This is a genomic window from Acinetobacter sp. YH16044 (assembly GCF_013417145.1).
Taxonomy (GTDB): Bacteria; Pseudomonadota; Gammaproteobacteria; order Pseudomonadales; family Moraxellaceae; genus Acinetobacter; species Acinetobacter amyesii.
This window is the reverse complement of the sequence record NZ_VPEK01000004.1, coordinates 148,195-169,058: the sequence shown is the minus strand read 5'-3', so window position 1 is coordinate 169,058 and position 20,864 is coordinate 148,195. Positions and strand designations below refer to the sequence as shown.

Genomic DNA, 20,864 nt, shown 5'->3' with positions numbered 1-20,864 from the left:
GTAGAAAATATGACTTTAGAAAAGGCAACTTTGCCCGTTCCTCAATTTGATCAAATTACCTTAGATCAACTCAAAGAAAAAATTCAAAATGCGATTCAACACGGTCAACAATTTCTAAATGAACTGACAGTTGTTCCAGATTCGGTACAAAAACAACTAAATACGTTAGAACAGGTCGATGACCTTGAAAATAATATGAGTGAAGCTTGGGGCGTGCTGTCGCATCTAAATGCCGTGATGAATAATGCTGAAACTCGTGAACTTTACCAATCTTTACTACCCGTCCTGAGTGAGTACTATACGCAGCTAGGTCAACATACAGTGTTGTATCAAACGTATCAGCATGTACATGACAACAGTGTTTTCGACACGCTTCCTGCAGCACAGCAAAGCGCGATTAAACTTGCGTTACGAGATTTTAAACTTTCAGGCGTAGCCTTAGAAGGTGAACCGAAAAAACGCTATGCAGAAATATCTGCACGACTTTCACAGTTATCATCAGACTTTTCCAATCACGTATTGGATGCCACCCAAGCCTACTTCAAACCTTTAACTGAAGCACAGCTCAAAGGACTACCTCAAGGCAGTATTGAACTTCTGAAACAATATGGTCAGCAACGCGAACTCGAACAGGCTGTAGCCACACTCGACTTCCCGTCTTATATTGCCATTATGACCTATGCAGAAGACCGCGAAGTGCGTGAAGCGCTCTATAAAGCCTATACCACACGTGCTTCTGATCAGGCAGACTCTGCTGAATTTGATAATACAGCGGTCATGGAAGAAATCTTGAAGCTACGTCAGGAAATGGCAAGCCTGCTTGGTTTTAACAACTACGCCGAATTGTCCTTGGCAAGCAAAATGGCACCCGATGTAGCGACTGTAGATCAGTTCCTGATTGAATTGGCAGAACATGCGCGTGAACCAGCAGAGAAAGAAATCGCTGAACTGAAAGCCATTGCAGCGCAAGACGGTATCACTGAGTTACAACCGTGGGATGCCACTTTCTACTCAGAAAAACTCAAAGTTCAACAGTTTAATTTGTCACAAGAAGACCTGAAGCCCTACTTCCCTGCACCTAAGATTATTCAAGGCTTGTTCAGCATTGTAAATCGTCTCTATGGCATCAATGTGATCGAGCGTGAAGCGCCTGTTTGGCATCCTGATGCACGTTACTTTGAGCTTGAAGATCAAGGCAGCGTGATTGGTGGTTTCTACTTTGACCTGTATGCACGAAGTGGGAAACGTGGCGGCGCATGGATGAGCGGCTTCCGTTCACGCATGCAAACTGAAAATGGTCTGCAAAAACCAATTTGCTACATGGTCTGCAACTTTACCCCACCTGTCGGTGAGCAAGCTGCTTTACTTACCCATGATGAAGTAACGACGCTGTTCCACGAATTTGGTCATGGCTTACATCACATGCTCACTGAAGTCGATAATATTGCTGTGGCTGGTACCCATGGCGTGGCGTGGGATGCGGTAGAGTTGCCAAGTCAATTCATGGAATTTTGGACTTGGGATCAAGAAAGTTTAGATTTGCTCAGTGAACATGTTGAATCAAAACAAACCTTACCAGCCGATCTGTTAAAAGCACTACAAGATGCACGTTTCTTCCAGTCTGGGATGCAAACGTTACGTCAAATTGAATTTGCCATGTTTGACTTAAATATCCATAAGGCCAACCCTGCTTTGGACGCTGCAGGCATCCAACACACCTTAGATGATATTCGTCAAAAATATGCGGTTGCACCAACCACTCCGTACAACCGTTTCCAACATGGTTTCAGTCATATCTTCGCAGGTGGTTACGCTGCTGGTTATTATTCATACAAATGGGCAGAGGTTTTGGCAAGTGATGCCTTCGACCGATTCGAAAATGAAGGAATTTTTAATACTTCGACTGGCAAGTCGTTTAGACAATTTATTCTAGCAGTTGGCGGAAAAGATACGGCACTTGACGCATTTATCAATTTCCGTGGACGCGAGCCAAAAATAGATGCTTTGCTGCGTCATCAAGGTTGGACGAACGCATCTAAAAACGCTTAAACTAGTGACCTTAGTTAGATTCAAGGTAAGTATGATGACCATTAAACGACGCTTCATTGCAGGTGCAAAATGTCCAAAATGCCAAGCGATGGACCGGGTTGTCATGCTGACCTCTGGCGAAGACGAATGGATCGAATGCATTGATTGTGGTTACAGTGAAAATCGACCGACTCATGTCGATCAACCTGAACAACCAGCCGTGCCAGATGATATCGGTGTGATCCAATTTAAGCCGCGCCAGCCTAAATAAAAATTAAGGTCACATAATGCTAGTAGATCAAAGAAATAATCCAAAACTGTTAGTTGGAATCATTGGGGGCTTAACGTTATTGATTGCTATCTTTTTTGCATATCAATGGTTAAGCAGCAGTACAGCTGATAAATCTGTACTTCAAGAAGAAATGGTCGCTGCACCGGCTAAACCGCCTGTTGCAGTCCCTGTCCAATCTGAAACTGAAGCATCAGTCCCTACCGCAGAGACTGACACCATTAAATTGGTCGAAGAAGACATTTTAGATGCAGCTGTGCCTGAAAATGCCTCTTTAGCCAAAGAAGAAATTGCCAAATTAGATGACATTCAACAGCAATTGAATGATCAGGAACAAAGCTTAAAACAGCAGCATTCAGATGCAGATGAGCTGATTAAACTGAAAGAAGAACAAATTAAATTACTCGAAGCCCAGTTAGCACAACAAGCAAAATAACCGACTTCTGCTACACCCTGCGTACTTATAGGCTAGAATATCATCAGATTTTTTAGCCTTTTTGTTATGTCCACTACTACACCACAGAACATCCCCAAAGCAATTGGCTTTCTCATGCTGTCAGCGCTGCTTTTTTCCATCATGGGGGTTTGTATACGCTACGCATCTCACACGGTAGATAATGCCACCATCGTATTTTTTCGAAATGCGGTTGGCTCATTGATCTTTCTCCCTTTGATCCTGCAAAAAGGGAGCACATTTTTTAGAACTGAAAAACTGTGGATGCATACATGGCGTTCAATCGTAGGCTTGGTGGCAATGTATGGCTTTTTTTATGCCATTGCACACTTAAAACTCTCCAATGCCATGGTCTTCACCTATTCCTCACCGATCTTTATCCCCTTAATTGCATGGTTATTTTTAAAAGAAAAAATGACCCTGAGTATGCTCATTGCCGCAGTCATTGGTTTAATCGGCGTGCTCTTCGTCGCAAAGCCCGATGCAGGAATGTTCAATCAGTTATCACTCATCGGACTGAGCGCAAGCTTCTTGGCAGCCATGGCATTTGTCACTGTCCGTGCGCTTACAGCAACAGAACCGCCTGAACGCATTGTGTTTTATTTCTGCTTTTTTGGCACACTTATTTCCATGATCCCAATGTTTTGGCTCTGGCGTCCCTATAGTTTAAAAGAGTTAGCTTTTCTGATTACAGCGGGACTTTTGGCCAATATCAGTCAAATTTTTATGTCCAATGCCTATAAGCTCGCACCCGCAGGTCAAATTGGCCCCGTGAACTATATCACGATTATTTTTGCAGGTATTTGGGGCTTTGTTCTTTGGCAGGAACTGCCAGACATTTACAGCCTATTCGGCTTTGCTTTTATATTTTTAGCGATTTTGCTCTGTAGTCCAATCCTACAAAATAAGTTTAAAAAGTCATAAAGATTCAAACCATTTACCATCAAATGCACAGCCCCTTATTCAATAAAAAAGCACCCGAAGGTGCTTTTTTAATGCTTCAAAATTAATTTATTGATACCAACCAAACAGCTTAAAGAAATACGGCAGATACGCAATAATCAACATTGCAGGGAACAGCACAATCAGCGGCAAAATCCAACGTTCATAACGGTAATAAAACGACAAGTGACGAACTTCAGCATCCGCTTCATTGACTTCAGCATCCCCTATCGACTGTCGGGCCAAGAGGTGGTTCAATGCAACTGGAGGCGTAACATAACCTAGCTCAAAACCAATGAGTGTAATCATCCAAAAATGCACAGGATGAATACCGTATTGATAGGCTACAGGAGCAATAGTTGCAGAAATTAAAATGACTGCGCCAAACGGATCCATAATCATACCCACAAAGACCATCAATCCGACAATCAATGTGATAACCAAAAAAGTACTGCTGATATCAGTTGGGAATAAACTCATGACTTCAGTACGCTCTAGCAATCCACCAACGCTTACCGAAAGCGCCATCAAAATAACCAAAGCACCGATATGTCCAACGGTTTCACTGGTCGAAATATGCATCGACTTCCAAAAACCAACTTGACGTAGAATCTGCATAGAGCTGGATTGAGCCACTGTATGATTCGCAGCCTGCCCATCATCTGTGCTATTACCATGTAATCCTTCACGGTATTCTGCATGTGCAACCTGTGCGCCGGCTAAAGCAGGTTCAGCATTCGCACTATAATTTGCTGTTAGTGTTTCATCCCAATGCCCAACTGCTGACAATGGTGCTGGCTGATGACGTAATTTATCCACTAAAACGATCATCAGCAGAATAACAGGCATCATGACTGGTGCAGTAAATTCATTTAAATCTGTATTCAATAAATATTTATAGAACATCCAAATCAGCACGAAAATCACAATATAAGGAATAACGGCTAAGAAGGCACGTCCTGACTGCGGCGCTGCCACATTGGCTTGAGCAATACGGAACTTATGTTCTGCAAAAAATAACGACACAATTAAAAACATCGTAGATGTCAGCAAGAACGTATAAATACCATATTGATAAAGCAGATCCGTGGTCACTTCTTTATTTAGCGATGCAACAACCACAATCAATAAGCATGGACGTAAAACCACCCCAAGCGAACCGGACATTGCTGTTGCAGCCAAGGCAAATTGACGGCGTCCGCCAGCGTTCCACACTTCCTTATAAATAATCGCGCCTGCCGCAATGACAAAGATCCCCGATGCTCCAGTATAGGCTGTAGGCAATGCTGCTGCGATTAAAATCAGCCATGTTAAAGTCTCAGGAGCTAAGTTCCATGGGCGTAAAATATTCAAGAATAAATCTACGACACGGGTTTGCTTCAACAACATACCCGCCCAAATGAATAACGCTAGATTCAGGAAAATACTTGAAAACTCGACCAATTGCCCTAAATAGATGCCTTGCCCCATCGGGTAGTCCATAAAGAAGATAAAGGCGATACCTGTAATCAACGCCATATACGCATATAAAGGCACGCTTAGGAACGCGAAACTAAGACTACCGCCCTCTTTGGCATCTTTTGGCGGACTAAACAATTGCAAAACACTGATCAATGTCAGGATTGAGAACAGCGTCATCCACATCCAATAAATCAGTTCAGTTTCGGTGGTCATTGGAACTCCCGAATTTTTCACTGAATTGAATTGGCTGATACTTGAGTAGGTTAACAGTCCATTACCGAAGCTCATCATCAGGCTATAAACACGATAATCCTTCTTGGTTGCAGGACCGCGTAGACCAATATGATGAATTTTCAATGTCGCACTAATCGCAGCTATAACCACCATAAAAATCAACAAAATGGCGCGATTTTCAGTACCAAATTTAAAGATACCGAAGAAGCTTGTTTCAAAATTACGATAGGCGCGAATACTCGGATGCTTCTCCATATGTTGCATGGCTTTATCATAAAATTGATACTTTTCTTCACACTGCTGCACACTCGCTAAAATAGACGAACGAACGTCATTCTCAGATGCCGTACCAAAAAAATCAGCAAACTCATCTGCTGCATTGGCTTGCATTTGAGTTTTCACCAACGCATCGACATTCGGGTTACGGTCACATTCAGGCTTGGTCGGTTCTGCACGTAAAAATGAATACTGCATCCCAATGCTTTCATTACCATACAAACGCTCACCAGTACGCAGAAGCTGACCATGAATCATCTCCCCTGTACCGATAATCAATGTAAGCAGAAGCAAGATCAACACGACTAGAGTCGAAATCCATTCTGTCCAGACATACCTTAACAGCCCGACGATGCCGGATCTGTTTTGTGCATCATTTTGCATGAGTCTTCCTATTTTTTATTTTGGAGCCTAGCGGAGCCAAGCATCCTTTTCCTTAGCGGCTCGAGAAGATCCTTTCCCTGACCTAACTGTTTTATTATTACGTTTAAATTTGCATCAATATTCAAAACATTAAAATGACAATATGTATTTTCTTTTCGGTTTTTTTTGTCAACCCAATCACCTAAAGTGAGCTAACGATCCCAGAAATAATTGCCAACAAGATAGAACAAGGCGATGATAATGCCCCAAATCACCCCCAATAAATGTGCTTCGACTAAAATGGGGCTTCCAATTAATTCAGCCGTTCCCGTATTGCCCACGGTATTTTCCCACACCAATTTTGCCAAAATCAGCAACAATACAAAGGCTGCAAAATTTCGCTCCCGTCGATACATCAAATGCACACAAGCGACCGCGACATAGGCACCATGTAAGACACCAGATAATCCGGCATAGGCTTCAATATCGGGTAAGAAAAAATAGAAACTTAGACTGATTAAAGGAGATAAAATCAATAAAATGGCAACAAAATGCCATGTCGAAACTCGTGGGAAAATAAACGGTAAGCAAATAAAGGCCAATATATTTAAAACAAAATGAATCCAACCGACGTGAACCCAATGTGCGGTCCATAAGCGCCAAAAATCATGAAATAAGTCATCTTGCCAATAGATAAAATAATCTTTAAATACCTGTAGCGAGGCACAGATCGAAACGAATACGGCAAGAAAGACAATTTTCGGTATTAAAAATTGTAGTTTCATTTTCGCTCCTCCTGTACCTCACTTTTAAACGCTATTGCAAAGATTAATTTGCAGCTGTGCCACTGGTTTCAATATCACCACTAAACAAATCATCGAGTTCAGAACTATTGGCACTTTCATCCCAGAAATGTTCCATACCATCATCAGCCGTACGAACGCCTGTATGTTCAGTCCAATAACGATCTGAAATCCCTTTCACCATGGTTTCAGCCATGCTATCGATGAGCTTAAATTGTGGATTAACAGGTTTCTCATCGCTACGCGCTTGTGCAAAGGTACGTAAGGCATCACGGATTTTCGCATCATCGCCACTGGCTTGTGCAGCAACCGCATATAAAGCATGTGACAGTCTCACACCCTTTTGCTCACCAATTTGCGTAGATTGTTTCAATGTTTGGTATGGATCAGGTTTTCCATCACCTGCACCCGGCAATAACGTCCAGATCACAGCGCGGGTTGCATTTGGTGCGCCCCAGAATTTTTCATTATTCAGACATACCATACCGCGTTCAACAATCGCAGCAATGTCTTTTGGAACGTTTACCGCCCCACCTGAGTTAATATCATTGGTCATGGCCTGTAAGCCACTTAACATTCCCAACATATACACTGTTTGGTCAATGTCGCTGTTCATTTTTGGACAGCCTTCACCTAGACTTTTCTTATACTTCTTTTCAAAACGATCTTGAAATAATTGATAGCCGGTATATTGACGCTGTGCAGCAAGTGCCGCCCAACGCTTTTGCTCAACACGAGCATCCTGTGCTTCGGATACTTGGTTAGCTTTAGATGCACGTAAATAGCGTAACTCTGCATCCAAGGCTTTTTGTTCTGCACAAATCCCTGCTGCTGAATACATCAACACAGCCACACGTGTTGGGTCTGCGCCCATATCTTTGGTGGCCATAATGGCTGGAGTTAATGAATTACCTGAATTACACACCATTTCAGCATCTTCCATGGCTAAAATTGGTGGCACAATATGTTTTTCTGTAAATCCGAGTGCAACATTAGCACCGGTTTTTACAACCTGCGAACAACCCGCGAATAATGTACTTGTTATTGCTACAACTGCCACACCCTGGCATATTTTTTGGACGCTCGACATTTTCCTGTCCTCTATAATTGTGTTTATGTCCATCACGACAAACATATCAGAAGCAAAAAATGAATAAAAGAGTATTTGCTCTAATTTGAACGACACACTGTGCCATGAATCACGCTGAATGCAATTGACTGATTTTTTACAAAGACTAAATTTTAGGCAAAAAAAAGTAGCATAGCGACGGTTCGGCACATGCTACTTATTAACTGTGAAAGCGTTTGACTGCTTATTTTTGAGTTAACTGTTCCTTCAGCACTGTTCCTAGTCGTCCTATAACAATTGCTAACACAATCGCTATTACCAGAAACATCCAAGTTGGCATCATCATGATGATTTCCCTTAACGGCTGTTGGTAAGGCTAATATATAGGCAGAGAATCACCGCACAGCTTAAAATTGTCAGACAATTTAAATATTTTGCCAATAAATTTCAATCCTGTCAGACAAGATTATTTTACCCACAATATAAGATAATGAAATATTTGCATTTTATTGAATTTTAAAAATAAAGGCTGTCTAACAATTAGATCATTTTGGCCAATACTTTGAGTGATTTCCACTGTTTCAATGACAATTGATCGCGCCAAATAATCACTGGTTTTGCACGTGCATGCATAAAATACACCACAATATACATTTGATGATCCAAAATATGGCTTATTTGAACGCGTTGCACCGGGCGGTTGAGTCGTTGCAAAGACCAATCAGTTCCATCCAAATAATCTAGACTGGTGACGTGTAAATGCTTACGGAAAAACAGAACATAAACCACTAGCCCGATTAGGAAAAATATCCCCCAAAGCATGGGTGTTAGTAACTGATAAAGCAGCGTCATCAATACCGCAAAAATAAAAAACTGAAACGCATGCGATAAAAAACTGCGTTTCAGTTTGAATTGCCGATTATCCATGAACGTAATGTTTTAATTTTTGAATAAACGTTTTTAATTCAGGACGTGGCGGTTCACTAACTTCCATAAACCAATCCAACAAATCTGGATCTTCTGCAGCAACGAGTTCTGCAAACATGTCTTTTTCAGCTGCATCGGCTTGTAAATAGTAATTTTTGACGTAGGGATCAAAATAAACATCAATCTCTTTTAAACCACGACGTGCGCGGTAGATCACTTTACGCTCTTCTAAGCTGATTTCATCAGTCATTGTCTTCCCCAATCGTTGAACCCGTCTAGTGTAACTCATCCACCCCATTGAAGTGGAGTGTTTTCACAGATTGACCGAATGCTTCATCGCAATTCTTGCTTTTGAATGTTCTGCACATTGCAGTCACACGCTGCATCTTATAAGTTGAAGACAAAGCCATAAAAATGAATAGGATATTCAAAATGCAATCTGGAGCGATTCGCCCACTCAACAACATGCTGCCACGTCAATTATTTAATGCAGAACATGATGCATTTCGTGAAACAGTACGAAAATTTTATGAAAAAGAAGTCATACCTAATATCGAAAAATACGAAAATCAGCAACACGTTGACCGTGACTTATGGAATAAAGCCGGTGCCATGGGCTTACTTTGCCCGACCATGCCCGAAGCTTACGGTGGCTATGGTGTAGACCGACTCTATAGCATGATTCTGATTGAAGAGCAGGCCTATGCTATGGACTCCTCTACTGGCTTTTCACTGCATTCCGACATTGTGGCCAATTATATTCATAACTTTGGCAATGAAGAACAAAAGCTGCATTGGCTGCCGAAAATGGCTTCTGGCGAAACCGTGACTGCCATTGCAATGACCGAACCGGGCACAGGTTCAGACCTACAAGCGGTACGCACAACCGCTACAGAAGATGGCGATGACTATATTATTAATGGGTCAAAAATCTTTATCACCAATGGCTATTTATGTGACATGGCAATTGTGGTCTGCAAGACAGGTAATAGTGAAAAAGGTTCAGCTAATTTATCGCTAATTATCGTCGAGGCAGATCGCGTCGGTTTTAGCAAAGGCAAACCTTTAAATAAAATTGGCATGAAAGGTCAGGATACCTGTGAACTGTTCTTTGACAATGTCCGCGTCCCTAAAAGCAACTTACTTGGCATGCAAGGTATGGGCTTTATGATGCTGATGAAGGAATTGGCTTGGGAGCGTATGTTAGTCGCGATTATTTGCCAAGCGGGAGCAGAAGCAGCCTTTGCGCACACAGTTCAGTACACCAAAGAACGTAAGGCGTTTGGCAAGACAGTATCAAGTTTCCAAAACACCCGTTTTAAATTGGCAGAACTCAGAACTGAAATTGATTTTTGTCGTACCTATTTAGATCGCTGTATGGAGCTACAACTTAAGGAACAGCTCGGTATTGACGCGGCAGCCGCTGCTAAATACAAAATTTCAGAGATGTTCTCAAAAGTTGTGGATGAATGTCTGCAGTTGCATGGTGGCTATGGCTATATGCTTGAATATCCAATTGCACGCGCCTACATCGACAACCGAGCCAATCGTATCTATGCCGGTACCAATGAAATTATGAAAGAGCTGATTTCCCGCTCTTTATAACAAAAAAGCCCATCATCTGATGGGCTTTTTACATTCTTTCGATATCAACTTAAATCATTCACGAAATCACAGATCAGTGCGGTGACCAATGCAGGTTGCTCTTTATGCGGCATGTGATGAAGCCCTTCCAAAATCTCTAGCTCGGCATCACCTTGAATCCCCGAAAAAAGTTTCTGAGCTTGTGCTGTCGTCCCGTATTCATCCAGTTCTCCGTGAATAACCAAGCTTGGACACTGTACATTTCCAACATAATGCTCAAGGTTCCATTGACGAAAACTCGGTGAGAGCCATGTTTCTGTCCAAGCATCCAAAACCCATTGGGCTTTATCCCCATGGTATTTAGCCAAGCGTTCAAGCTGTCCCGGCTGCGCAAACGCTGTTTTGGCTTCACGTATACCCGATAATGTCAGTACTTCCACTTCATACTGTGCGGCTATGGTAATCAGACCATGACATTGTTCAGTATATTCACTGGCAATCACAACAGACATTCCCCCACCGACACTATGCCCCATCACAATAAACTGTTGAATGGAATAATGTTGAAGAAGCGCCTTAAAGCCCTGCTGTGCTTCGGCATAGACAAAATCAGTACTTAATACATCAGGATTTGCTGACGAACGACCAAAACCCAACCGATCATAAGCAATGACCTTTCTGCCAGACGCAGAAGCCAATTGCGCAGGAAAATCACGCCACAAATCCACACTTCCTAGTGAATCATGCATTAATATAATCGGAGCCAAAGTTGCATCTTTATCTGTAGTTTCTGGCTGCCAAACTTGGGTATATAGCTCATAAGCATTTAATTCTATAAATTCTGAATGTTCTTGAATATTCACATTAACCCTGTGTGCTTTTCCTTATTTTCAACATGATATATTTTTCAACAAATAAAGCGCATCAAATAAAACCCTAAAGTCACACATCTAAAGTAAAAAAAAGGAGCATCATGCTCCTTTTTTATGTAATAGACTTAAGAAACTAATCTGGGTTTAGCAGCCACTTGATCAGACTTTTTTTCAAATTTCAGCACTCCATCTTCAAATGAAGCATGCTTTAATTCTTTACGATCTGCCAAATAGTTATTGCTGACTTTCCACGGTGCATGTTTACCCTGTTTTGGCATCACATCTGCTGCACGTGCAATATAGCCTGAAGTCAAACTTCCCATTACGGTATCTTCTAACAACTCGGTCGCATCGCCTTGTGGAATCACTTGGTTATAACCATTTTGATCCATATAGTTAATCAATTTACAGATGTATTCAGAAGCAATATCGACTTTTAAAGTCCATGAAGCATTAATATAGCCAATAATCATCGCCATATTGGGTACATCACTGACCATAACACCACGGTACAACATATGTTTTGAGGTATTCAGTGGCTGTCCATCGATTGTGGCACTAATGCCGCCTAAAATTTGAATGTTGAGACCTGTAGCAGAAATTACTACATCTGCATCAAGATGTTTACCTGATTTCAATTGAATGCCATTTTCAGTAAAACTTTCAATTTGATCGGTTTCAACAGATGCACGGCCATCGCGTAAAATTTTAAACAAATCACCATCTGGCACCACACAAAGGCGCTGATCCCAAGGATTGTAATCTGGGGTAAAGTGCTTCATATCTACTTTACCTTTCAACTGCAACTCAATTGATTTTAATAAAAATTTACGGAGTAATTTAGGTTGCTTTTGTGCAACAGCATAAACAGCCCGTTGGACACCGATATTTCGTGCACGGGTCAGTTTATAAGCAACATCTTCAGGCAATACTTTACGCATCTTGTCATAAATGATGTCAATAGAAGGTACTGAGGCAATATAGGTTGGAGAACGCTGTAACATCGTTACATGAGCTGCACCTCCTTTTGCCATAGCAGGGACCAAGGTAATCGCTGTTGCACCACTGCCAATAATGACCACTTTTTTACCTGCGTAATTAAAATTTTCAGGCCAATGTTGTGGATGAATAAAGGTACCTTTGAACTTTTCTTGCCCTGCAAACTCAGGCTGGAACCCTTGGTCGTAATTATAATAACCCGTACAGCCAAAGACGAAATTTGCAACCCAGGTTTGTTGCTTCTTCTTCGCATCTTCAATAACAACAGACCATTTACGAGTTTGTGAGTCGTAATTTGCACTCACAACACGATGTTTAAAATGAATTTTTTCTTTGATTTTATATTCATCAATCACTTCAGATAGGTAGCCTTTAATCGAAGGCCCGTCTGCAAGCACACTAGATTTTTTCCACGGCTTAAAATTAAAGCCAAAAGTTGACATGTCCGAATCAGAACGAATACCCGGATATTTAAATAGATCCCATGTTCCACCGAAACTTTCACGACGTTCAATAATTTCAAATGAACGATTTGGACAATTTTTTGAAAGATGCGCAGCCAAACCTACACCGGAAATCCCTGCACCTACAATGAGAATATCAACTTGTTTTTCCATGTTGTTCTTTTAACCTATCTTAGATTTATATTTATTAAATCACATTTTTGACAATGCACAATGTCAAGTTTAAGCAAAAGGCGATTTATTTTTATCTTTTAAGGACAAATTGAATTATTGTCTAACAATATACAGCCAATACAAAACTGCAGGCATTAAAAAAGGTCGGTTAAAAACCGACCTTTTTTAGAACAACGTACGCTGCTCTTCACGAAATTAGTTAACTTCGCGATCTACTAGCTCAACGTAAGCCATCGGTGCAGCATCACCTGCACGGAAGCCCGCTTTAAGAACACGTAGATAACCGCCGTTACGTTCTTTGTAACGAGGGCCAAGAACGGTAAATAATTTACCAACAGTTGCAGCTGAACGAGTACGAGCAAACGCTAAACGGCGGTTTGCTACAGAATCGACTTTAGCTAAAGTGATTAAAGGCTCAGCAACACGACGCAATTCTTTTGCTTTAGGAACAGTAGTTTTAATTAACTCGTGTTCGAACAAAGAATTAGCCATGTTTTGGAACATCGCTTTACGATGACTGCTTGTACGGCCTAATTTCACACCACTATTACGATGACGCATGGTGATAGTCCTACTTAATTAACGGCTACGATAAGCAAAGCGATCGTCCATGCGGAGGCTAGCCGGTGGCCAGTTCTCTAAACGCATGCCCAATTGCAAGCCTTTCGATGCCAGAACATCTTTAATCTCAGTCAACGATTTTTTACCTAAGTTAGGAGTTTTAAGCAACTCAACTTCAGTACGTTGAACAAGATCGCCAATGTAGTAAATATTTTCTGCTTTCAAACAGTTAGCAGAACGAACAGTAAGCTCTAGATCATCTACTGGACGAAGCAAAATCGGATCAACTTCTTCACGAGGCTCTTGAGCAACTGGTGCTTGATCTTTCTGAAGATCAACAAAAATTGCAATTTGTTGTTGCAAGATTGTTGCCGCTTTGCGGATTGCTTCTTCAGGATCAACAGTACCGTTGGTTTCAAGATCAATGATCAATTTATCAAGGTCAGTACGTTGTTCTACACGAGCGTTTTCCACTGTGTAAGACACACGTTTGATTGGGCTGTAAGAAGCATCTAATTGTAAACGACCCACTGGGCGAGTTTCGCCTTCAGGGAAGCGTGAATCAGAAGTCTCATAACCACGACCTTGAGAAACTTTCAGGCGCATTTTTAATGAGCCAGAAGCACTTAAAGTACCGATCAAGTGTTCAGGGTTAACCACTTCAACATTGTGTGGTAAACGAAGGTCAGCGGCTGTAACGTCGCCAGGACCTTGTTTTTCCAATGTCAGATAAGCTTCATTTTGATCGAACAGCTTAATAGACAATCCTTTTAGGTTCAGCAAGAGCTCGACGATGTCCTGCTGCAAGCCTTCCAAAGTACTGTACTCGTGCTCGACACCTTCAATCTCTACTTCAACCACGGCTGCGCCAGGTAAAGAAGACAAAAGGATACGACGTAAAGCATTACCAAGAGTATGACCAAAGCCACGCTCTAATGGTTCTAGAATAACTTTTGCCGAGGTCCCGCTTGCCGCTTCGACCTTGATCGCTTGCGGAGTTAGAAACTCATTTGCAGTACGCGTCATTATTGCTACCTCAAGGATTATTTAGAATACAATTCTACAATCAAGCTTTCGTTGATTTCAGCAGGTAAATCAGAGCGATCTGGTGCAGCTTTGAACGTACCTTCCAATTTAGAATGATCAATTTCAATCCAAGATGGAATGCCACGTTGAGTCGCTAACTCAACTGCGTTTTTGATACGCAATTGTTGTTTAGCACCTTCGTGAACTGCAACAACGTCACCAGCTTTAACTTGGATAGACGCGATATTAACACGACGACCATTTAAAGTGATTGAACGGTGAGATACAAGCTGACGAGCTTCTGCACGTGTAGAACCAAAACCCATGCGATAAACAACGTTATCTAGACGGCTTTCAAGAAGTTTCAACAAGTTTTCACCTGTTGCGCCTTTAACACGAGCAGCTTCTTTGTAGTAGTTACTAAATTGACGCTCTAAAACACCGTACATACGACGTACTTTTTGTTTTTCACGTAATTGTAGTGAGTACTCAGATTGTTTGCCGCCACGAGCGCCACCATGTTGGCCAGGTGCTTTAGCAGCTTTTTTTGTTTTGACGTCAAATGGTTTAACGCCAGATTTTAATTGCAGGTCTGTCCCTTCGCGGCGAGAGAGTTTGCATTTTGGACCAATATAACGAGCCATGAATGTTTCTCCTTACACGCGACGTTTTTTAGGTGGACGGCAACCGTTGTGCGGGATTGGCGTCACATCGGTAATGCTGTTAATTTTATAACCCACTGCACCTAAAGCACGAACCGCAGATTCACGACCTGGACCAGGACCTTTTACAAGGACGTCCAAGTTTTTCAAACCGTAATCTAAAGCAGCTTTACCAGCAACTTCAGCAGCTACCTGAGCAGCAAACGGAGTTGATTTACGTGATCCACGGAAGCCTTGTCCACCAGAGGTAGCCCAAGCCAGTGCATTACCTTGACGATCGGTAATAGTCACAATGGTGTTATTAAAAGAAGCGTGAATGTGTGCAACACCTTCAGAGACGGTACGAGTGACCTTCTTGCGTGTGCGAGTATCTTTAGCCATCTTTTAGCTTCCAGAAATCTTATTTCTTAATAGGTTTGCGCGGACCTTTACGGGTACGTGCGTTAGTTTTGGTGCGTTGACCACGGACAGGCAAGCTGCGACGATGACGAAGACCGCGGTAGCAGCCTAAATCCATTAAACGTTTAATGTTCATGGAAATTTCGCGACGTAAATCACCTTCGGTAGGAACCTTAGTAACTTCTGCACGAATCGCATCAAGCTGAGCGTCATCTAATTCACGAATTTTAGTTGTTGGTGCAATACCAGCAGCAGCTAAGATAGCTTTTGCAGTGTGGCGACCAATACCAAAAATGTACGTTAGAGAGATAACAGCATGCTTGTTATCCGGAATGTTTACACCGGCAATACGAGCCATTCAATTTTCTCCAAAAAGGCAGTTAAGATAATCAACCGCCCGACAAAATCTTTGAGGGGCGGATAATAACCTAATTAGCCTACTGAAATCAACAGGTCTTGATCAGATTAACCTTGACGCTGCTTATGACGAGGTTCTGCGCTGCAAATTACGCGAATAACCCCATTACGACGGATAACTTTACAGCTACCACAAATTTTCTTTACAGAAGCTTGAACTTTCATAATGAAACCTCTAAGTGCGCTTATCCTTTCGGATGAGCAGTCGTTTTACGCATTAACGATTGATTGTCATATTGATGCGATGTGAGATGAGCTTGGAGCTGAGCCATAAAGTCCATCACCACCACCACTACGATCAGTAAAGACGTACCACCTAAGCTAAATGGAATACCAAATGAGCTTTGTAGAATCATCGGCATTAAACAGATGATTGTGATATAAACCGCGCCAATAAAAGTCAAACGATTCAAAATATGATCTAAATAGCGTGCAGTTTGCTCACCAGGACGAATACCCGGCACATAAGCACCACTACGTTTTAAATTCTCTGACACTTCTTTCGGACTAAATACTAGCGCAGTATAGAAGTAACAGAAGAAGATAATTAATGCACCAAATAGCACCAAATACATCGGTTGACCCGGCGACAATACGAGTGCCAAATCTTGTAGGCCACGTTTAATCACGCCAGCATTTGGGTCTGCACTGCCAACCCATTGCCCTAAGCTCGCTGGGAACAATAGCAATGAACTCGCAAAAATTGCAGGAATCACACCCGCCATATTAATTTTTAATGGCAAATGTGTTTGCTGAGCAGTAAATACACGACGACCTTGCTGTTTTTGAGCATAGTTTACTGGAATGCGACGCTGCGCCTTCTCAATAAACACAATTGCTGCTAACACTGCAACAGATAGCAATGCAAAGATTGCAAGACCAATTAAACTTGATTGGCCATTATCTACTGAGGTTAAAGATTGCAGAACCAAGTTCGGCAAACCAGCAACGATACCAGCGAAGATGATCATGGAAATACCATTCCCTACTCCACGCTCAGTAATTTGCTCACCTAACCACATCAGGAACATTGTACCTGCAACCAAAGAAGTTACAGCAGGAACGTAAAAAGCAAGTCCACTAGTCAAAGTAATATTTTGACTAATCAGACCTGCACACATCCCAACGGCTTGCACAAGTGCAAGAAACAATGTGCCTTGTCGCGTATATTGATTGATCTTACGCTTACCTTGTTCGCCTTCTTTCTTTAAAGCTTCCAGCGAAGGAACAACCGTAGACATTAACTGCACGATAATCGATGCAGAGATATACGGCATAATCCCAAGAGCAAGAATTGACATACGCTCTAATGCACCACCTGAGAACATGTTAAACAAACCAAGGATCGTACCTTGGTTTGCATTAAACAGATTCTCTAGTGCGGCATTGTTAATGCCCGGTACTGGAATATGTGCTCCCAGTCGAAAAACCAACAACGCCCCGATGAGGAACATCATACGGCGAATAATTTCACGATATTTCACATGAAAAGGTTGGCCTTTCATCATGTTAACATGACCTGTCGAACTAGGAGTCATAGACACTGGGGATTACTCCTCGACTTTACCGCCAGCAGCTTCAACAGCAGCTTTAGCGCCTTTAGTCAATGCAACACCTTGAACAGTGAATGCACGAGTAATTTCACCAGAAAGTACGATGCGTGCACGCAACATATCTTTACGTACAACGTTAGCAGCTTTTAAAGTTTCAAGAGACACGATGTCGCCTTCAACTTTAGCAAGTTCTGATAAACGTACTTCAGCAGTTTTCAAAGCCATTTGGCTAGTGAAACCGAATTTAGGTAAACGACGGTATAACGCAGTTTGACCACCTTCGAAACCAGGACGAGTACCACCGCTCTTACGTGAGTTTTGACCTTTGACACCACGGCCACCAGTCTTACCAACGCCAGAACCGATACCACGGCCTAAACGAAGGTTGTCACGCTTAGCACCTTCTGCAGGTGCAATTGTATTTAAACGCAGAGTCATGGCTTATTCCTCTACACTAACCATATAGTAAACTTGGTTGATCATACCACGGTTAGAAGGCGTATCTTGCACTTCAACTGTATGACCAATACGACGCAGACCTAAACCTTTAAGGCTAAGCTTGTGATTTTTCAAGCGATGCGATGAAGATTTAGTCTGGGTAACTTTAATCGTTTTCATGATTGATTACCCTTGAATTTGTGCTACTGATAAACCACGTTTCGCAGCAACTTTCTCAGGAGAAGTCATATCACGCAAACCGTTAAAAGTTGCGTTTACTACGTTAGCAGCGTTAGTAGAACCATAACACTTAGTTAATACGTTACGTACACCTACAGCTTCTAAAACTGCACGCATAGCGCCACCAGCAATTACACCAGTACCTTCAGAAGCAGGTTGCATGTAAACGCGGCTTGCACCGTGACGAGCATTGATAGGGTGCTGAACAGTACCGTCAACAAGGTCAACAGTAATCATGTTGCGACGAGCAGCTTCAAGTGCTTTAGAAATAGCAGCTGGAACTTCACGTGCTTTACCACGACCAAAACCTACGCGACCATTACCATCACCCACAACAGTTAATGCTGTGAAAGAGAAGATACGACCACCCTTAACAACTTTGGCTACACGATCAACGGCAACCAGCTTTTCAACAAGACCTTCGTTTTGTTCAACTTTAGCCATGATTAGAACTCCAAGCCGTTTTCACGAGCAGCATCAGCCAAGGCTTTGATACGACCATGATATTTGAAACCAGAACGGTCAAATGCAACTTTAGTTACACCAGCCGCTTTAGCACGTTCTGCAATTAAAGCACCAACTTTCTGAGCCGATTCAACGTTACCAGTAGTACCAGCACGTAGAGTAGCGTCTAAAGTAGAAGCTTGCGCTAATACTTTGCCACCATCTGCAGAGATAACTTGAGCATAGATGTGACGCGGAGTGCGGTTTACACACAAACGAGTCGCACCCAATGCACGGATGTGCAAGCGTGTGCTTTTCGCACGACGCAAACGGGATTGTTTCTTTTCGTTCATAAGAACCTCGCGCCTTATTTCTTCTTAGCTTCTTTACGAAGTACAACTTCGTCAGAATAACGAACACCTTTACCTTTATAAGGCTCTGGCGGACGGTAACCACGGATTTCTGCAGCAACTTGACCTAATTTAGCTTTATCAGCTGATTTAAGTACAATTTCAGTTGCAGTAGGAGTTTCTGCAGTTACACCTTCAGGAAGGTTGTAGTCGATCGGGTGAGAGAAACCAAGGTTAAGGTTAACAATGTTACCTTTAACCGCAGCTTTATAACCAACACCGATAAGCTGTAACTTACGTTCGAAACCTTCGTTAACACCTTTTACAAGGTTGTTAAGCACAGCGCGAGCAGTACCAGCTTGCATCCAAGCATCTTTAGATTCAGCTTTAGGAGCAATAACTAGAGTACCGTCTTCCTGTTTTAGCTCGACCAGCGCATGCAGGTTGAAAGACAATGTACCTTTGCTGCCTTTCACTTCGACCTGCCGGCCGTTCTGAGTAACTGTAACACCGTTAGGTACAGTTACTGGGGCTTTAGCCACACGAGACATGAGGAATCACCTATTAAGAAACAAAAGCAATAACTTCACCACCGATACCTGCAGCACGTGCAGCGCGATCAGTCATGATGCCTTTGCTTGTAGAAACAATTGCAATACCTAAACCTTGCTTAACGCTAGGAAGTGCATCTTTACCGCGATATTGACGTAGACCAGGACGGCTTACGCGTTTCACAGTATCGATAACTGGTTTGCCTTCGAAATATTTTAAAGTAATCGTTAAAGTCGCTTTGCCTTCATTGTCAGCAACAGCTACATCAGCGATATAACCTTCTTGTTGAAGTACGTTAGCAATCGCAACTTTCAACTTTGAGTTTGGCATAGAAACAGTTTGTTTCTTTGCCATTTGTGCGTTACGAACACGTGTTAGCATGTCGGCAACGGTATCTTGCATACTCATTTATAGTGCTCCTTACCAGCTTGCCTTAACAACGCCCGGTACATCACCTTGCATTACTGTTTCACGTAATTTGTTACGGCTTAAGCCGAACTTACGGAAGTAACCATGAGGACGACCAGTTAAACCACAACGGTTACGTAGACGTACTGGAGACGCATTACGTGGTAATGCTTGAAATTTCATCATCGCTTCGAAACGTTCTTCGTCTGATGCATTAACGTTTGCGATAATTGCTTTTAATTCAGCACGTTTCGCAGCGTATTTAGCAACAGTAGCTTCGCGTTTCAATTCGCGATTAATCATACCTTTCTTAGCCATATCGACCTCTTATTTGAACGGGAAGCCGAATGCACGCATAAGCGCACGGCCTTCGTCATCGGTGCGAGCAGTCGTAGTGATGGTAATGTCCATACCACGAATACGATCAATCTTATCAAAATCGATTTCAGGGAACATGATTTGTTCCTTAAGACCCATTGAGTAGTTACCACGACCATCGAATGATTTCGCAGAGAAACCACGGAAGTCACGGATACGAGGGATCGCGATAGAGATCAAACGGTCTAAGAATTCGTACATACGTTCGCCGCGTAAAGTAACTTTACAGCCGATCGGCCAACCATCACGGATTTTGAAACCAGCGATAGATTTACGAGCTAAAGTAAGTACTGGTTTTTGACCAGCAATTGCTTGCATATCAGAAAGAGCGCCATCTAACAATTTCTTGTCAGCTGATGCAGCACCAACACCCATGTTGATGGTGATTTTTGTAATGCGAGGAATATCCATCACATTCTTAACGCCCAATGTTTCTTTTAATTGAGCCTTAAGTTCGTCGTTGTAACGCGTTTTAAGTCTGGCCATTGCCTAGTCAA

General features: G+C 42.2%; 27 protein-coding genes. 5 read left to right on the top strand and 22 right to left on the bottom strand.

Annotated features, from left to right (window positions below; all coding sequences use genetic code 11):
* Window positions 1-9 precede the first annotated feature (9 nt).
* The 4 genes from FTV38_RS04745 (at window position 10) to FTV38_RS04730 (ending at window position 3,695) form a co-directional block, all read left to right on the top strand.
* The gene (locus tag FTV38_RS04745; protein ID WP_180021622.1) at window positions 10-2,049 is read left to right on the top strand and encodes a M3 family metallopeptidase; all 2,040 of its coding nucleotides are present in this window, start codon (window positions 10-12) and stop codon (window positions 2,047-2,049) included.
* A 40-nt stretch (window positions 2,050-2,089) separates the two neighbouring features.
* Complete coding sequence (locus FTV38_RS04740) at window positions 2,090-2,299, top strand: YheV family putative zinc ribbon protein (RefSeq protein WP_171256675.1); 210 nt, start codon at window positions 2,090-2,092, stop codon at window positions 2,297-2,299.
* Window positions 2,300-2,315: 16 nt separating this feature from the next.
* Window positions 2,316-2,753, top strand: coding sequence for a hypothetical protein (locus FTV38_RS04735; protein WP_111885422.1), 438 nt, complete (start codon window positions 2,316-2,318; stop codon window positions 2,751-2,753).
* A 66-nt stretch (window positions 2,754-2,819) separates the two neighbouring features.
* On the top strand, window positions 2,820-3,695 hold the full coding sequence (locus tag FTV38_RS04730; protein WP_180003465.1) for a DMT family transporter: 876 nt from the start codon (window positions 2,820-2,822) through the stop codon (window positions 3,693-3,695).
* 87 nt (window positions 3,696-3,782) lie between these two features.
* On the opposite strand, the gene FTV38_RS04725 is transcribed toward FTV38_RS04730, so the two are convergent.
* The 5 genes from FTV38_RS04725 to FTV38_RS04705 form a co-directional block, all read right to left on the bottom strand.
* A complete protein-coding gene (locus tag FTV38_RS04725) occupies window positions 3,783-6,068 on the bottom strand; it encodes a TRAP transporter large permease subunit (RefSeq protein ID WP_180003463.1) in 2,286 nt (761 codons plus the stop codon).
* Between the two features lie 191 nt (window positions 6,069-6,259).
* On the bottom strand, window positions 6,260-6,832 hold the full coding sequence (gene rrtA / locus FTV38_RS04720; RefSeq protein WP_168379122.1) for a rhombosortase: 573 nt from the start codon (window positions 6,830-6,832) through the stop codon (window positions 6,260-6,262).
* Between the two features lie 43 nt (window positions 6,833-6,875).
* Window positions 6,876-7,940 (bottom strand): hypothetical protein, encoded by a 1,065-nt coding sequence (locus FTV38_RS04715; RefSeq protein ID WP_180021620.1) that lies wholly within the window; start codon window positions 7,938-7,940, stop codon window positions 6,876-6,878.
* 519 nt (window positions 7,941-8,459) lie between these two features.
* Complete coding sequence (locus tag FTV38_RS04710; protein WP_078189263.1) at window positions 8,460-8,846, bottom strand: hypothetical protein; 387 nt, start codon at window positions 8,844-8,846, stop codon at window positions 8,460-8,462.
* Window positions 8,839-9,096 (bottom strand): succinate dehydrogenase assembly factor 2, encoded by a 258-nt coding sequence (locus FTV38_RS04705; protein ID WP_078189264.1) that lies wholly within the window; start codon window positions 9,094-9,096, stop codon window positions 8,839-8,841. The genes FTV38_RS04710 and FTV38_RS04705 overlap by 8 nt, the downstream gene beginning before the upstream one ends.
* A gap of 182 nt (window positions 9,097-9,278) precedes the next feature.
* On the opposite strand from FTV38_RS04705, the gene FTV38_RS04700 reads away from it, so the two are divergent.
* On the top strand, window positions 9,279-10,451 hold the full coding sequence (locus FTV38_RS04700; protein WP_180021618.1) for an acyl-CoA dehydrogenase family protein: 1,173 nt from the start codon (window positions 9,279-9,281) through the stop codon (window positions 10,449-10,451).
* Window positions 10,452-10,495: 44 nt separating this feature from the next.
* On the opposite strand, the gene FTV38_RS04695 is transcribed toward FTV38_RS04700, so the two are convergent.
* The 17 genes from FTV38_RS04695 to rplE form a co-directional block, all read right to left on the bottom strand.
* Window positions 10,496-11,293 carry an alpha/beta fold hydrolase gene (locus tag FTV38_RS04695; protein ID WP_373887001.1) on the bottom strand — a complete coding sequence of 266 codons (798 nt, stop codon included), beginning with the start codon at window positions 11,291-11,293 and terminating at the stop codon, window positions 10,496-10,498.
* A 134-nt stretch (window positions 11,294-11,427) separates the two neighbouring features.
* Window positions 11,428-12,918, bottom strand: a complete 1,491-nt coding sequence (locus FTV38_RS04690; RefSeq protein WP_180021616.1) for an NAD(P)/FAD-dependent oxidoreductase — start codon at window positions 12,916-12,918, stop codon at window positions 11,428-11,430.
* A 216-nt stretch (window positions 12,919-13,134) separates the two neighbouring features.
* Complete coding sequence (gene rplQ, locus FTV38_RS04685) at window positions 13,135-13,500, bottom strand: 50S ribosomal protein L17 (RefSeq protein ID WP_005012953.1); 366 nt, start codon at window positions 13,498-13,500, stop codon at window positions 13,135-13,137.
* 18 nt (window positions 13,501-13,518) lie between these two features.
* A complete protein-coding gene (locus tag FTV38_RS04680; protein ID WP_004650465.1) occupies window positions 13,519-14,526 on the bottom strand; it encodes a DNA-directed RNA polymerase subunit alpha in 1,008 nt (335 codons plus the stop codon).
* A 17-nt stretch (window positions 14,527-14,543) separates the two neighbouring features.
* A complete protein-coding gene (gene rpsD, locus FTV38_RS04675) occupies window positions 14,544-15,170 on the bottom strand; it encodes a 30S ribosomal protein S4 (protein ID WP_078192454.1) in 627 nt (208 codons plus the stop codon).
* A 12-nt stretch (window positions 15,171-15,182) separates the two neighbouring features.
* The gene (rpsK, locus tag FTV38_RS04670; protein WP_001040166.1) at window positions 15,183-15,569 is read right to left on the bottom strand and encodes a 30S ribosomal protein S11; all 387 of its coding nucleotides are present in this window, start codon (window positions 15,567-15,569) and stop codon (window positions 15,183-15,185) included.
* 19 nt (window positions 15,570-15,588) lie between these two features.
* A complete protein-coding gene (gene rpsM, locus FTV38_RS04665) occupies window positions 15,589-15,945 on the bottom strand; it encodes a 30S ribosomal protein S13 (protein ID WP_078189269.1) in 357 nt (118 codons plus the stop codon).
* A gap of 107 nt (window positions 15,946-16,052) precedes the next feature.
* Window positions 16,053-16,169 carry a 50S ribosomal protein L36 gene (gene rpmJ, locus FTV38_RS04660; protein ID WP_000867907.1) on the bottom strand — a complete coding sequence of 39 codons (117 nt, stop codon included), beginning with the start codon at window positions 16,167-16,169 and terminating at the stop codon, window positions 16,053-16,055.
* 20 nt (window positions 16,170-16,189) lie between these two features.
* Window positions 16,190-17,509, bottom strand: coding sequence for a preprotein translocase subunit SecY (gene secY, locus FTV38_RS04655; RefSeq protein ID WP_171263746.1), 1,320 nt, complete (start codon window positions 17,507-17,509; stop codon window positions 16,190-16,192).
* Between the two features lie 45 nt (window positions 17,510-17,554).
* Entirely contained in the window at window positions 17,555-17,995 is a 441-nt protein-coding gene (gene rplO, locus FTV38_RS04650) for a 50S ribosomal protein L15 (protein ID WP_078189271.1), read from the bottom strand.
* Window positions 17,996-17,998: 3 nt separating this feature from the next.
* The gene (gene rpmD, locus FTV38_RS04645) at window positions 17,999-18,175 is read right to left on the bottom strand and encodes a 50S ribosomal protein L30 (RefSeq protein WP_005012961.1); all 177 of its coding nucleotides are present in this window, start codon (window positions 18,173-18,175) and stop codon (window positions 17,999-18,001) included.
* Window positions 18,176-18,181: 6 nt separating this feature from the next.
* Window positions 18,182-18,679, bottom strand: coding sequence for a 30S ribosomal protein S5 (gene rpsE, locus FTV38_RS04640; protein WP_067762902.1), 498 nt, complete (start codon window positions 18,677-18,679; stop codon window positions 18,182-18,184).
* Window positions 18,680-18,681: 2 nt separating this feature from the next.
* The gene (rplR, locus tag FTV38_RS04635) at window positions 18,682-19,032 is read right to left on the bottom strand and encodes a 50S ribosomal protein L18 (protein ID WP_067762903.1); all 351 of its coding nucleotides are present in this window, start codon (window positions 19,030-19,032) and stop codon (window positions 18,682-18,684) included.
* Between the two features lie 14 nt (window positions 19,033-19,046).
* Window positions 19,047-19,580, bottom strand: coding sequence for a 50S ribosomal protein L6 (gene rplF, locus FTV38_RS04630; RefSeq protein WP_078189272.1), 534 nt, complete (start codon window positions 19,578-19,580; stop codon window positions 19,047-19,049).
* A 13-nt stretch (window positions 19,581-19,593) separates the two neighbouring features.
* On the bottom strand, window positions 19,594-19,989 hold the full coding sequence (rpsH, locus tag FTV38_RS04625) for a 30S ribosomal protein S8 (protein ID WP_078189273.1): 396 nt from the start codon (window positions 19,987-19,989) through the stop codon (window positions 19,594-19,596).
* A 12-nt stretch (window positions 19,990-20,001) separates the two neighbouring features.
* Window positions 20,002-20,307 carry a 30S ribosomal protein S14 gene (gene rpsN / locus FTV38_RS04620; RefSeq protein WP_067762906.1) on the bottom strand — a complete coding sequence of 102 codons (306 nt, stop codon included), beginning with the start codon at window positions 20,305-20,307 and terminating at the stop codon, window positions 20,002-20,004.
* A gap of 9 nt (window positions 20,308-20,316) precedes the next feature.
* Entirely contained in the window at window positions 20,317-20,853 is a 537-nt protein-coding gene (rplE, locus tag FTV38_RS04615; RefSeq protein WP_067762907.1) for a 50S ribosomal protein L5, read from the bottom strand.
* Window positions 20,854-20,864: the final 11 nt, after the last annotated feature.